Annotated in this window: 11 protein-coding genes; 9 read left to right on the top strand and 2 right to left on the bottom strand. The window is 48.9% G+C overall.

Annotated elements, in window-relative coordinates; genetic code table 11:
* Position 1 precedes the first annotated feature (1 nt).
* The 4 genes from L1N97_RS02215 to rpoS all read left to right on the top strand — a co-directional run bounded on the left by L1N97_RS02215 (position 2) and on the right by rpoS (position 3,524).
* Positions 2–640 carry a protein-L-isoaspartate(D-aspartate) O-methyltransferase gene (locus tag L1N97_RS02215; RefSeq protein WP_226749625.1) on the top strand — a complete coding sequence of 213 codons (639 nt, stop codon included), beginning with the start codon at positions 2–4 and terminating at the stop codon, positions 638–640.
* A gap of 27 nt (positions 641–667) precedes the next feature.
* Positions 668–1,588 carry a DUF368 domain-containing protein gene (locus L1N97_RS02210; RefSeq protein WP_236128707.1) on the top strand — a complete coding sequence of 307 codons (921 nt, stop codon included), beginning with the start codon at positions 668–670 and terminating at the stop codon, positions 1,586–1,588.
* A gap of 90 nt (positions 1,589–1,678) precedes the next feature.
* A complete protein-coding gene (locus L1N97_RS02205; protein ID WP_229585397.1) occupies positions 1,679–2,437 on the top strand; it encodes a peptidoglycan DD-metalloendopeptidase family protein in 759 nt (252 codons plus the stop codon).
* A 94-nt stretch (positions 2,438–2,531) separates the two neighbouring features.
* Positions 2,532–3,524, top strand: a complete 993-nt coding sequence (gene rpoS / locus L1N97_RS02200) for an RNA polymerase sigma factor RpoS (protein ID WP_236128706.1) — start codon at positions 2,532–2,534, stop codon at positions 3,522–3,524.
* Between the two features lie 212 nt (positions 3,525–3,736).
* On the opposite strand, the gene L1N97_RS02195 is transcribed toward rpoS, so the two are convergent.
* Entirely contained in the window at positions 3,737–4,912 is a 1,176-nt protein-coding gene (locus L1N97_RS02195; protein ID WP_229585399.1) for a benzoate/H(+) symporter BenE family transporter, read from the bottom strand.
* 18 nt (positions 4,913–4,930) lie between these two features.
* The gene (mutS, locus tag L1N97_RS02190) at positions 4,931–7,501 is read right to left on the bottom strand and encodes a DNA mismatch repair protein MutS (RefSeq protein WP_236128705.1); all 2,571 of its coding nucleotides are present in this window, start codon (positions 7,499–7,501) and stop codon (positions 4,931–4,933) included.
* 31 nt (positions 7,502–7,532) lie between these two features.
* On the opposite strand from mutS, the gene L1N97_RS02185 reads away from it, so the two are divergent.
* From L1N97_RS02185 to L1N97_RS02165, 5 genes are all read left to right on the top strand, one after another.
* A complete protein-coding gene (locus tag L1N97_RS02185) occupies positions 7,533–8,027 on the top strand; it encodes a CinA family protein (RefSeq protein ID WP_236128704.1) in 495 nt (164 codons plus the stop codon).
* Positions 8,028–8,088: 61 nt separating this feature from the next.
* Entirely contained in the window at positions 8,089–9,132 is a 1,044-nt protein-coding gene (gene recA, locus L1N97_RS02180; protein ID WP_229585402.1) for a recombinase RecA, read from the top strand.
* A gap of 307 nt (positions 9,133–9,439) precedes the next feature.
* Positions 9,440–12,046, top strand: coding sequence for a hypothetical protein (locus L1N97_RS02175; RefSeq protein WP_236128703.1), 2,607 nt, complete (start codon positions 9,440–9,442; stop codon positions 12,044–12,046).
* Positions 12,047–12,778, top strand: coding sequence for an SH3 domain-containing protein (locus tag L1N97_RS02170; protein WP_236128702.1), 732 nt, complete (start codon positions 12,047–12,049; stop codon positions 12,776–12,778).
* Complete coding sequence (locus L1N97_RS02165; RefSeq protein WP_236128701.1) at positions 12,748–13,392, top strand: outer membrane beta-barrel domain-containing protein; 645 nt, start codon at positions 12,748–12,750, stop codon at positions 13,390–13,392. Before L1N97_RS02170 ends, L1N97_RS02165 begins: the two co-directional genes overlap by 31 nt.
* The last annotated feature ends 12 nt before the right edge of the window (positions 13,393–13,404 follow it).

Genomic DNA, 13,404 nt, shown 5'->3' with positions numbered 1-13,404 from the left:
TATGGCAGTCGTTACCTTACGTAGTGCGCAGATGTTAGCGCAAAAACTTCAAGCTGATGGCATCACCGATGCCCGTGTACTGAGCGCTATTGCGCAAACACCGCGCCATCTCTTTGTTGAGCCAGTGCTGGCACACAAAGCTTATGAGAATACGGCCTTGCCCATTGGCTTGGGGCAAACCATTTCGCAACCTTATATTGTGGCACGTATGACCGAGCTGTTGCTGCATGGCGGCAGTTGCGGCAAAGTACTCGAAATTGGTACGGGCTCGGGTTATCAAACTGCCATTTTGGCTCGGTTATTCAGTCATGTTTGCAGTGTCGAGCGTATTAAATCGTTACAGTTTCAAGCGAAGCGCCGTTTACAAGCGCAAGATTTACACAATGTGTCGATGAAGCACGGTGATGGCTGGTTAGGCTGGCCGACGAAAGGGCCCTTTGATAGCATTATTGTTACCGCTGCGCCGGTGGATGTGCCGCAAGCCTTGTTAGAGCAATTAACCGATGGCGGGCGTTTAGTGATCCCGGTGGGTGCGGAACAACAAGTGTTACGTGTTTATCAGCGAAACGGCGAACAGTGGCAAAAACAAGATATTGAAACCGTAAGGTTTGTTCCCTTAGTGCCAGGCGATCTGGCGTAACCAGCACAACGTGCAAACAGGAAGTGTATGAAGTATCTGCAATGGCTGATTAAAGGTCTCGCTATGGGGGCGGCGGATGTAGTGCCGGGCGTTTCGGGCGGCACGCTCGCGTTTATTTTGGGTATTTATGAACGTTTATTAGGCGCAATTAGCGCGATAAATGTACAGGCGTTTCAACTGTTACTTAAAGGACGATTTCAGCAATTGTGGCGGCATATCGATGGCACTTTTGTGTTGTGTTTGTTTGCCGGGATTTTCCTCAGTATTTTTTCCCTCGCCTCGCTGATCAGTTGGTTGTTAGAGCATCGGCCTGTACCCTTGTGGGCCTTTTTTAATGGTTTGATCTTAACGGCGTTACCGTTTTTGTTCCGCTCAGTAAAGTGGTCAGTCAGTCGTGCTGCGCTAGCGGTATTAGGCAGTGTGCTAGCGGTCTTTGTCGGGATGCTCTCGCCAGTTGATCTACAACCTTCAAGTTGGATGTTTTTTGTCGCCGGTGCCGTGGCGATCTGTGCCATGATTTTACCGGGCATTTCTGGTAGCTTTATTTTGTTAATCTCGGGCATGTATGCCCCCGTGATATTAGCCATTCGTGAGTTACATTTTTCGGTGCTGGCGCTGTTTGCTAGTGGTTGCGTTCTGGGCTTATTAAGTTTTTCGCATGTGTTAAAGTGGTTATTACAGCGCTACCATGATGCCACTCTGGCGTTGTTAACGGGCGTCGTCGTTGGCGCCATGTATCGGCTTTGGCCTTGGCAAGCGGGTGAGTTCATGTATTCACCAAGCCGTTATGCGATAGCGTTTGGTCATAATGATCTGCTGCTGGCATTGTTATGTTTTGCCAGTGCAGTGTTTGTGATGCTGGCACTACTGAATCTTGAAAAGTGGTTGGGCGCTGAACCTGAGCGACCCGCAACGGACGGTGCTGTAGTAGGACAGAGCAAGGAGTAAACTATTATTGTCAGGTCTTGCGCAGTTAGCACACTATCTCTGCCCGAAACCCTGAACGGTTTTGGCTGGATAGCTATTGCTGCAGTCCTGTTGTTAACGGGCTGCGCCGGTTCGTCGACTCCGGCGCCAGTCACCACGCTGGAAATTCGCAAACAGCAACATCAATTACGCCAACAACAAACGCTAAGTGGCCGCAGTTACCAAGTACAACGGGGTGACACCTTATACTCTATTGCTTTTCGGGCAGGACAAGATTTTCGCACTGTTGCTGCACGCAATAATATCAAAGCGCCTTACACCATTTATCCGGGGCAGATTATTCAACTGCAAGCCGGTACCGCCGCCAACATTAAAGGTCCAGTCACGCCTGCCACGAGCAAAAGTTCTACCGTGAAATCGGTTGCAGCTAGCTCGCAAAAGGGGTATGTTCAAGAGAAGCCACCTGTCAATGTTACTCAACCTGCTAGTACTGCAGTTGGGCGAGTAAGCTGGCAATGGCCTGTAAAAGGTCCCATTTTGGCGCGTTTTTCAACGGCTGAGCAGGGCAATAAAGGGGTGGATATTGGTGGTAGTGCGGGCAGTCGTATTAATGCTGCTGCCGATGGTCAGGTTGTGTATGCCGGTAATGCGCTACGAGGCTATGGCAACTTAATCATTATTAAGCACAACGATGATTACCTCAGTGCCTATGCCCACAATAAACGGCTTTTGGTCAAGGAACGCCAAGAAGTTAAAGCGGGGCAACAAATAGCCGAAATGGGTGATACCGATGCGGCGGATACACGGTTACACTTTGAAATTAGATTTCGTGGCCAATCGGTTGACCCGTTAAGGTATTTGCCGAGATAACCGTGAAACCTAATAATAAAAACAATAATAATTAATCATTTGCATGGAAGCATTGCACACCTATGGTGTGTAAATAAGTGTGGGGTAAGTGGATATGACAAGTAAAGAACACAAAGTAACTGACGCTAAAGACGACGATCTGAATGATGACAATGTGTTAGCTGAGGATGATGACGCTGAACCGGAGTTACAAGAGTTATCGCAAGACGAAGGCACCCTAGACGAAATTTTCGTCAGGGATGACAGTCAAAAATCGATGGATGCGACACAGATTTATTTGGGTGAAATTGGTTTTTCACCGCTGTTGTCTGCTGAAGAAGAAGTGTATTTTTCCCGCCTATCGCTAAAAGGTGATCAAGCCGCCCGCAAACGCATGATCGAAAGCAACTTACGTTTAGTGGTAAAAATAGCGCGTCGTTATATTAATCGTGGTTTAGCCCTACTAGATTTGATTGAAGAAGGCAATTTAGGCCTGATCCGTGCCGTAGAGAAGTTTGATCCTGAACGCGGTTTTCGCTTTTCAACTTATGCGACTTGGTGGATCCGTCAAACCATCGAACGCGCCATTATGAATCAAACGCGCACGATCCGTTTACCTATTCATGTGGTGAAAGAGCTGAATATTTATTTACGTGCGGCGCGTGAGTTATCACAAAAATTAGATCATGAACCCACCGCAGAAGAAATTGCCGCCTCGTTAGATAAGCCGGTTGAAGATGTCCGTAAGATGCTGAAGTTGAATGAAAAAATCACTTCAGTTGATGTACCAGTGGCTGGCGCTTCAGAAAAACAACTACTTGATGTTATTGCTGATGAAAAAGAATTAGGCCCCGAGCTAGAACTGCAAGATCAAGACATCAAACAACATCTGGTGATTTGGCTGGAAGAGCTTAATCCAAAGCAACGTGAAGTATTAGCACGACGCTTTGGTTTGCTGGGATATGAACCTTCTACGCTGGAAGATGTAGGGCGTGAAATTGGTTTAACGCGGGAACGCGTGCGGCAAATTCAGGTTGAAGCCTTACGCCGGTTGCGTGAAATTGTGACGCATCAGGGGTTAAATATCGAAACGCTGTTTCAAGAATAAAGGCGATAACAGCAGCGCTTAGTCCCTCACTAAGCGCTGAATTGCAGTGGCTTGCGGCTGATTTTTTGCTGATTGTTTATCTTTCAAAACGACATGCTTTTAGCATGCTCTTAATCTCATACCTTGCTAACTTGCTAACTTGCTAACTTGCTTTGTGCATTGTAGTTTTAACCGATTCAACACGATTTAACCGCGAGTTGTTATCTGTTGTCTTAGGCACTGATGAAGCGCTGTCCTAATTTTTGCACTAACACCGTGATTAAACCGGCTATCAGTCCCCAAAACGCCGCCGCAATATCAAAGAAACTGACGCCTGACGCTGTTACCAGTAAGGTAATCACGGCCGCTTCGCGATAGTCAGGATCGGCGGTAGTGGTTTGTAAATTACTGGCAATAGTGCTGATCAAGGCTAAACCGGCTAAGGCGGCAATCATGGTTTGCGGAAATGCGGCAAATAGCGCCACTACGGTTGCGCCGGCTAAACCCGCAATTAAATAAGACACACCGGCGGCAATACCGGCAATGTAGCGTTTCTTGGCATCAGGGTGTGCCTCTGTACCGGTGCAAATCGCAGCCGTAATGGCGGCGAGATTAATCGAGAACGCGCCCCAAGGTGCCAGTAATAAGGTACTGAGTGAGGTACTAACAATGATTGGCGACACCGGTGTTTGGTAACCGCTGGCGCGGATCACCGCCACTCCGGGGATGTTCTGGGAGGCCATTGTCACCAATAATAACGGTAAGCCAACACCCAGCATGGCACTGAGAGAGAACTCAGGGCTCACCCAAACAGGGCGAGTGATGCTGAGCTCTAAGTGCGACAAATCTAATTGCCCACCGGCGATGACCGTAACCAAGCCGCTCACTAATACCAGCAAAATGGCATACCGAGGCACAGTCGCTTTGGCAATCACATAGCTGAGACACATAATGGCGACCAGCAGCATTTCACTTTGCATGGATTGAAAGATCGCAAAACCAAATTGCAGTAAGATCCCCGCCAACATCGCGCTGGCTAATGAGGGTGGGATCAGCCGTGTCAGGCGTTCAAACATGCCACTTAAGCCAATGATTAAACCCAATGCCGCAGTGAAAATAAACACCCCGGTTGCTTCGGCAATGCTCAGTCCTTGCAGGCTGCCCGCTAATAAGGCGGCGCCAGGTGTTGACCATGCGGTAATAATCGGCGCTTTATAGTACCAAGATAGCCCAATACAGGTGGCCGCCATGCCGATACCTAAGGCTAATAACCACGAGGCAATGATCTCGCTACTGGCACCGGCCGCAGCGGCGGCTTGAAACACGATGGCAACTGAGCTGGCAAAACCGACTAGTACCGCAACAAAGCCCGCAACAATAGCAGACACACTCACGTCTTTTAATAGCATCTTGATCCCTTAGGCGTGTTAGGCGTCCAATTGTTTTTTTAGTTGATAGAGTAAATCTAACGCCTGACGGGCGCTCAGTTCGTCGGGGTCGATCTGTCTTAATTGCGCCAGTAGCGGGTGCTCTGCTGCTAACAACGGCAATTGTGCTTCACTGCCCGTTGCCGGCTTTGCGGCGACACTGGGTTGCAGTTCCAGTTGGTGCAGTTTTTGTTTCGCTTGTTGGATCACAGCCTTGGGTACACCGGCAAGTTGTGCCACTTGCAAACCAAAACTCTTACTGGCGGCACCGTCCTGCACATTATGCATAAACACAATATGCTCACCATGCTCTACTGCATCTAAATGGACATTCGCAACGGCGGGTAGCTGTTCGGCAAGATCGGTTAATTCAAAGTAATGGGTGGCAAAAAGCGTTAAGGCTTTAATTTTTTTCGCTAAGTAATCGGCACAGGCCCACGCTAAACTTAAGCCATCATAGGTGCTGGTGCCTCGGCCAATTTCATCCATCAACACTAAGCTTTGAGCGGTAGCATGATGTAAAATGGTTGCCGTTTCGGTCATCTCAACCATAAAGGTCGAACGCCCCGAAGCCAGATCATCAGACGCGCCAATTCGGGTAAAAATCCGATCGACGGGGCCGATGACCGCCGAGGCGGCAGGCACAAAACTGCCTATAGCGGCCATCAGCGTAATGAGTGCGGTTTGTCGCATATAGGTTGATTTACCGCCCATATTGGGGCCGGTAATCATTAACATGCGCCGTTCTGCGTTTAAGCGCAGGGGGTTTGCAATAAAGGGCTCACTTAATACGTGTTCGACAACCGGATGTCGCGCTTGCTGCAAGTGAATGCCGATGTCTGTACTCAACTCTGGCCGACAATATTGATGCAGTACCGCGCATTCTGCCAAACTGGCTAATACATCGAGCTCGGCCAAGGCGTCAGCGAGGTGTTGTAATTGGGCTAAATAGGGGCTTAGCAGCACAAAAAGTTGTTCGTACAACTGTTTTTCCAGCGCTAACGCTTTGCTTTGACTACCCAGTACCTTGTCTTCATGGGCTTTTAGCTCTGGAATAATATAACGCTCATTATTTTTCAGCGTTTGGCGACGAATATAATCAGCCGGCACTTTGTTATCAGCACTGCGACCCGTTTCAATATAAAAGCCGTGTACTCGGTTGTAACCCACTTTCAGCGAGCTAATACCGGTGCGTTCCCGTTCGCGTTGTTCTAATTGGCTTAAATAATCCGTAGCGCCTTCAGCTAAGGCTCGCCATTCATCTAAGGCTGCATCGTAGCCATCGGCAATGACACCGCCATCGCGGATCAGCACCGGGGGCGTTTCAACAATGGCTCGTTGCAGTAACTCAAGCAGTTCTGGTAACGGCGCACTGGCCTGTGCATGGCGCTGCAGTAAATCGCTGTGGGCGAGCGTTAATTGTTGCTGCAAGTTAGGCAAGGCCGTTAACGCTTGGCGCAAACGGGCAAAATCGCGTGGTCTGGCGCTTTTTAAGGCCAAGCGGGCAATCACCCGCTCTATGTCACCGATGTGTTTTAACTGCGGTTGCAGGCTTTCGTAATCGTCGGTTAACTCGGCAACCGCCGCTAGCCGTAAATTGATTTTCTGTTGATCGCGCAGCGGGGCGTGGATCCAGCGTTTTAATAAACGCGAGCCCATTGGCGTTTGGCAATGATCCAGCACACTGGCCAGGGTATTGTCGGTTTGCCCAGAGAGCGTTTGGGTGAGTTCTAAATTTCGCCGTGTGGCGGCATCAAGCACAATATAATCTTCTGCCCGCTCTAACGCGATACTGCGGATATGCGGCAGTTGCGCCCGTTGGGTATCATTAACATATTGCATTAAACAGCCTGCGGCCATCAACGCCACTGGGGCGTCTTCTACGCCAAAGCTGCGCAAATCGCGAGTACCAAATTGTTGGCATAATGCCCGTTCGGCAGTTGCCAAATCAAATTCCCAAATTGGCCGCCGCCGAGCGCCTTTGCGTTCAATTAACTGCGGCTGGTTAAAGTCTTCCGGATAAAGCAACTCGGCGGGATTTAAGCGTTGCAATAACGCGGCGAGATCATCAAGGTTATCAACTTGATTTAATAAAAAACGGCCGCTGCTTAAATCCAGCTGCGCTAAACCAAAATGTTGCCGGCTTTGACTAATGGCACACAATAAATTGTCGTGTTGCGCATTGAGTAAAGCTTCATCAGTAACGGTGCCGGGGGTGACAATGCGTACCACTTTACGATCAACTGGCCCTTTGCTGGTGGCGGGATCGCCAACTTGCTCACAAATCGCCACCGACTCACCTAGCTGAACTAAGCGCGCTAAATAGCCTTCTACGGCGTGATAGGGTACACCGGCCATAGGGATTGGCTCACCGGCGCTTTGGCCTCTTTTGGTCAGCGAGATATCCAATAAGGCTGAGGCCTTTTTCGCATCATCAAAAAATAGCTCGTAGAAGTCACCCATCCGATAAAACAATAAAATGCTAGGGTGCTGACTTTTCAACGCCAGATATTGTTGCATCATCGGCGTATGAGCGCTTAAGGCTTGCTCCGGTTTCTGGTCTGACGGCATAATGGTGTTATTCAGTCCCGTTGGATTATATATGACAGAGGCATCAGTAAGTTTTGACCTTGCCAGTGAGTTAGGGCAGCTATTATTGCGGAAAAACTACAGTATCACCACTGCAGAATCGTGTACAGGTGGCGGAGTTGCTTATTGGCTAACCGCTGTCGCCGGAAGTTCAGCTTATGTTGATCGTAGTTTCGTCACTTACAGTAATAAAGCTAAGCAGCAATTGTTAGCAGTACGCAGTGCCACCTTGCTACAATATGGCGCAGTGAGTGTTGAAACCGTAGCTGAAATGGCCAGCGGTGCTGCCAAAGCGGCTGGCGCTGAATTGGCAATTGCCATTTCAGGTATTGCGGGGCCGGGGGGTGGCTCGGCCAGCAAGCCGGTTGGATTAGTGTGTTTTGGATTTTATTTACAAGGCACGATAACCACGCAACAGCATGTTTTTAAAGGCGATCGGCAGCAGGTTCGTCAGCAAGCCATTGAACATGCCTTACGGCAATGCATCTTGTTGTTGACAGCTAATTGAAACTCTACTACTGTATGCTCATACAGTGTTTACTAACTGACCGATTTTACCGGAGTAAGAGATGGACGATAACAAACAAAAAGCCCTGAGTGCCGCATTAACCCAAATTGAACGCCAGTTTGGTAAAGGTTCTATTATGCGCCTAGGTGACAGTACCGCTCTGGATATTGCGGCAGTATCAACAGGCTCTTTAGGCTTAGATATTGCCCTTGGCATTGGCGGTTTACCTTATGGCCGTATTGTTGAGATCTATGGTCCTGAATCGTCAGGTAAAACGACGTTAACCTTACAAGTTATTGCTGAAGCACAAAAAGACGGCAAAACCTGTGCCTTTATCGATGCCGAGCATGCTTTAGATCCGATTTATGCTAAAAAGCTGGGTGTTGATGTCGATAAATTATTAGTATCGCAACCTGACACCGGTGAACAAGCACTAGAAATTTGTGACATGTTGGTGCGCTCGGCTGCGGTTGACGTTGTTATTGTCGACTCGGTAGCCGCCTTAACGCCAAAAGCAGAAATTGAAGGCGACATGGGTGATAGCCACATGGGTTTACAAGCCCGTTTAATGTCACAAGCCTTACGTAAATTAACCGGTAATATTAAACGTTCAAATACCCTATGTATCTTCATTAACCAAATTCGTATGAAGATTGGTGTGATGTTCGGTAATCCAGAAACCACCACCGGTGGTAATGCTTTAAAATTCTACGCGTCAGTGCGTTTGGATATTCGCCGTATTGGTTCAGTAAAAGACGGTGATGAAATTACCGGTAACGAAACCCGCGTTAAAGTGGTGAAAAACAAAGTTGCGCCGCCGTTTAAACAAGCTGAGTTTATTATTCAATATGGTGCGGGTATCAACAAACTAGGCGAGCTGATTGATTTAGGGGTGCAGCAAAACCTCGTCGATAAAGCCGGTGCTTGGTATGCCTATCAAGGTAACAAAATTGGTCAAGGTAAGGCCAATGCCATGAAATACTTGCAAGAAAACAAAGCCATTGCGGATGAAATCGAGAAAATTCTGCGCGAGCGCTTGTTGTTAAAGCCGGGCGAAAAAGTGGTTGATGAGGCAATACCTGCTGATTTCGAAGCAGACCTATAATACTTTATAGTTAGAAAAAACCAGCAGTGATGCTGGTTTTTTTGTTTTTATGCGCAGTTAAATTGCCGCCAAGGGGCAAAGGCCGCGTTTGCGAAAGCGCACTAAACTATTGAGCTAACGCATGATGTTGCGATCACGACCAAAACCGCTTTTTCTACTATCGGGAATAACACCCAAGCCCGCCGTTTAGCGCTGAAATTAGCTATTGCTCTGCTCACAGGCCAAGGCTACTCTAATAACGTTATTTTGGTTCAGTTTTTTTGCAATACACTAGAGTCATCGCAGTTGGTGGCGGGTAATAACAATAATGACTAAACACACCCTTTTGCTGCTTCTGAGTATTTTCTGCTTAATCAGCTGCAAGGCCGATATTAGCGTGCAAGACGAGCCAGCTGATCCGGTAGTGCAAGAATTTCCCCTCATTTTTGTGCAACGCGCGTTATTTGACGACGCAGGCAATCCTTACCAAACGAATTTGACTGCGCCAGAGCAATTTAACCCTGGTGCACAACTGATATTAAAACAAAATGCTTTTGCGCAGTCGGCAGAGCAAGCGATATTAGCGCAGTATTTCCCTGATGGCGGCTACGACGTTAAAGATCTGCTGGTATCGCCTGACGGCAATAGCCTGTTGTTTGCATTACGACCGCCGGCCTTACCAAATGTGCCCGAGGAGTTACAACCCACTTGGAGTCTGTGGCGTTATAGTCTGATTGATCAGAGTGCGGCACCGATTATCAGTAATTCCCTTATTGCGGAGCAAGGGCACGATATCAATCCCGCACTGTTAGCCGACGGTCGAATCGTCTTTAGCTCTACCCGTCAGCAAAAAGCCCGGCAAATTTTATTAGATGAATTTAAACCCCAGTACAGTGCCTTACATGAAGATTTGCAGGGGCAGGCGTTTAATCTGCATGTGATGAATGCCGACGGCAGCGAGATAACCCAAATTAGTTTTAACTTAAGTCACGATTTGTATCCATTGGTGCAAACCGATGGGCATATTCTGTACAGTCGCTGGGATAATCAAAGCGACCGTAATATGTTTAATTGGTATCAAATGCGCCCTGATGGCTCCAGTAATCAGCTGTTGTATGGTTGGCATTCGCATCGCAGCGGGCCGAATGACACGGTGGTGGAATTTGCCAAACCCTTGTTACTGGCCGATGGTGAGATCGCAACCTTATTAAAAAACCGCCAACAAACGCACTTAAATACCTTACCCGTGCAGATAGCCTTAGCACTGGCCAGCGATAACACGCAGCCGTTATATCAACAACAGTTAAACTTACCGGCACAGACCGCCTTGCTCCCTTGGCCTTTTGATAATAGCTTACGCGCTGAGCCTGCCGGCTTAGTGCAAAATGTCTTTGCGTTACAAGATGGCTCATCGCGTTATCTGCTCAGTTGGTCACCTTGTCGGGTCAGAGTGAATGAGCAAATCGTACCTTGTGCGCAGGTTGATGATGCCAGTGCTTACCCCGCGGCTGATCCTTTATTTGGATTATGGTTATTCGATTTAGCGAAGCAAACTCAGGTGCCGGTGAAATTAGGGTCGGAGCAGCAGTTGCTAACTGAATCGGTGGTGATGCAGCAGTATCCGCGACCCGCGTTTTTAGCTAGTAACCCAGACGCGGATCTTACTCTGGTAGATCGTGGCGAAGCGATTTTAGATATTCGTAGTGTTTATGATATCGGTGGGGAAGCGGTGTTGCCCATTAGCCAATTATCGGATCCGATGCAAACAAGTGCGGCACAACGGCCCATTCGTTATGTCAGCTTGATTCGTGGCGTGCCCATTCCACCAGAAGAGGTGCGAGAGGTGCCTAATTTTGCTTATGGGGTAAACCGTCGGCAGTTGATGCGTGAATTGGTCGGTATTACACCGGTGCAACCTGATGGTTCGGTACGAGTAAAAGTTCCGGCCAATGTGCCGTTAGCGCTTAGCTTACTGAATGCTGAAGGGCAGGTCGTTTCTGCGCAACATCAGCAATGGATCACCTTAGCGCCGGGCGAGACACTTCGTTGCAATGGTTGCCATAGCGCGACCAATACTCGGCCACACGGGCGCTTAACAGGCGAATGGCCGACGATTAATCCGGGGCCAGAAAATGCCAGTAGCGCTTTTAGCAATGCTAACCCGCAATTACCGCCGAATGCCGGTGAAACCATGGCGCAAACCGTGGCACGTTTGCAAGGCGAGCCCACGTTAAGTGCCGGCTTAGCCTATACCGATCTTTGGACCGATCCCGCGCGCCGTCAGCCGGATCCGCCAGAGCAAAATCACTTTAGTGAGCTTGCTACCCCTTTACCGGTAGGCTTGGATTGCTTTGAGCGCTGGCAAGCGGCCTGTCGTTTGCGCATTGATTATCCCACACACATACAACCCTTGTGGCAACGTGACCGTCGCCAATTTGACCCTGTAAGTAATGAACTGCTGCAAGACAACAGCTGTGTCAGCTGTCATAGCCGTAGCGATGTCGCAGGCAATGCTAGGCTGCCCGCTGCGCAGTTAGAGCTAACGGCTCAAGCCTCGGACATTCAAGCGGCACATTTAACCAGTTACCGAGAGTTGCTGAGTAATGATAACGAGCAAGAATTGCTGGGTGGGGTGCTCGTTGACCGTTTAGTGCAAGCGGTCGATGGCAACGGCAATTTAGTGTTTTTGCGAGATGCCAATGGCGAGTTGATTTTGGATGAAAATGAGCAACCGATCCCGGTCATGATCACGGTCAATGTCCCGCCCTTATTGCGGGCTGGGAATGCCCTGGGCAGTAGCCGTTTCTTCCAAACCTTTGCCCCAGGCGGGCGTCATCAGGGGTATTTGTCGCCAGTCGAATTAAGATTGATTAGCCAGTGGCTCGATATGGGCGCGCAATATTACAATTCCCCTTTTGCTGTGGAGCTACCCTAGATGCGCTTTTTAACGCACATGGGTTGTGGGCTATTTTGTAGCTTACTGCTCGCTTTCTTACCGCTACAGGCGCAGCAAGTGGTGGTGCAACAAGATTTTGTTGAGCTACATACCGGCCCTGGTAGAGGGTATCCGATAGTGCAGGTGGTGTTAAAAGGTGACGCGCTAACATTACTCAAGCAGCGCGGGGGCTGGATCCGCGTGCAATATCGGCAACAAACATTATGGCTAGCCAGTACCGCTCTCGCGCACCTGTATTTACCCGAGGGCGAGCAAAGTTTGGCCAGTCTATGGCAAGTTGATCAGCCGCCAAGTGCATGGCAGTTAGGGGGGGCTGCAGGTGATTTTGCCGGTACCAGTTACTACCAACTCAGTGCCAGCTATGACTTCTCCGATGTGATTTTTATTGAACTCAGTGCTGGGCAGGGCAGTGGTCAACAAGCCAGCAGTCAACAGTTTTTAGTGCAATTGGGCGTTAGCCCTTGGCCGCACTGGCGTTGGTCGCCCTATTTTGCTTTAGGTGGTGGTGTGTTGTTAACTCAACCACGAACTATCTTGGTACAAACGCCTGAGCGTAATAGCCCCATGGCCACCATGGAATTAGGGCTGGATTATGCGCTAACTCGGCGTTTACAAGCCAATTTACGTTATCGGCGTGGCTTAATTAGCACCGAACGTGATATTAACGAAGAGACAAATACATGGTTAATCGGATTAAAGCTGGCCTTTTAGTCAGCAGTTTATTATGGCTAAGTCCATTCGTTTGCGCGCAGCAAGCAAACAGCAGCACGGCAAGGATTGAGCCAGAAATCGAGCAATCGCAGGTGACACCCGCTAAGCTTGATAGCGAGAATGTTGTGTTAGCGCTGCGCGGGGGGGTTATCGCCATCGAAGACTTTGGCAGTAGCGGTTTAGTGGCGCTGCAACTGGGTTACCATATCAATGAAGATTTTTATGTTAATGCTGAGTTTGCTCAAGCCAAAGCAGGGTTAACCTCTTACGAGCGCTTAAGTGGCGCTGCGGCGCCCTTATTAACTGATAGCGAACGCGAGTGGCGTTATTACGGTGCTGAGCTCGGTTACGTGGTGCTGCCAGGCCAAGTTTTTTTAGGTCGGAACTGGGCCTTTAATACGGGTTGGTCAATTTTTGCGGGTGGCGGTAATGTTGATTTCGCGGGCGACAAAGTTTTTGCAGTAAAGCTGGGGAGTCAGTTTCGTCTCTACATGACCGATTGGCTGGCACTGGATTTACAGGTAGCCGACTATGTGTTTGAAACCACGATCTTAGCCGAGAGCAAAACCACCCATAACTTACAGTTAGGCCTGGGCCTCGCGCTGTATTTTTAATATAAGGAAAGA

The sequence above is a fragment of the Rheinheimera sp. UJ63 genome (assembly GCF_021568285.1).
Lineage (GTDB): Bacteria > Pseudomonadota > Gammaproteobacteria > Enterobacterales > Alteromonadaceae > Alishewanella > Alishewanella maricola.
Note: the sequence above shows the minus strand (reverse complement) of the source record. Positions and strands in the feature narration are given on the sequence as shown.

Excerpts from the sequence above, each read along its gene's own strand:
- L1N97_RS02215 (WP_226749625.1), top strand. The coding sequence starts at position 2 with ATGGCAGTCGTTACCTTACGTAGTGCGCAGATGTTAGCGCAAAAACTT.
- L1N97_RS02210 (WP_236128707.1), top strand. The coding sequence starts at position 668 with ATGAAGTATCTGCAATGGCTGATTAAAGGTCTCGCTATGGGGGCGGCG.
- rpoS (WP_236128706.1), top strand. The coding sequence starts at position 2,532 with ATGACAAGTAAAGAACACAAAGTAACTGACGCTAAAGACGACGATCTG.
- L1N97_RS02195 (WP_229585399.1), bottom strand. The coding sequence starts at position 4,912 with ATGCTATTAAAAGACGTGAGTGTGTCTGCTATTGTTGCGGGCTTTGTT.
- mutS (WP_236128705.1), bottom strand. The coding sequence starts at position 7,501 with ATGCCGTCAGACCAGAAACCGGAGCAAGCCTTAAGCGCTCATACGCCG.
- L1N97_RS02185 (WP_236128704.1), top strand. The coding sequence starts at position 7,533 with ATGACAGAGGCATCAGTAAGTTTTGACCTTGCCAGTGAGTTAGGGCAG.
- recA (WP_229585402.1), top strand. The coding sequence starts at position 8,089 with ATGGACGATAACAAACAAAAAGCCCTGAGTGCCGCATTAACCCAAATT.
- L1N97_RS02175 (WP_236128703.1), top strand. The coding sequence starts at position 9,440 with ATGACTAAACACACCCTTTTGCTGCTTCTGAGTATTTTCTGCTTAATC.
- L1N97_RS02170 (WP_236128702.1), top strand. The coding sequence starts at position 12,047 with ATGCGCTTTTTAACGCACATGGGTTGTGGGCTATTTTGTAGCTTACTG.
- L1N97_RS02165 (WP_236128701.1), top strand. The coding sequence starts at position 12,748 with ATGGTTAATCGGATTAAAGCTGGCCTTTTAGTCAGCAGTTTATTATGG.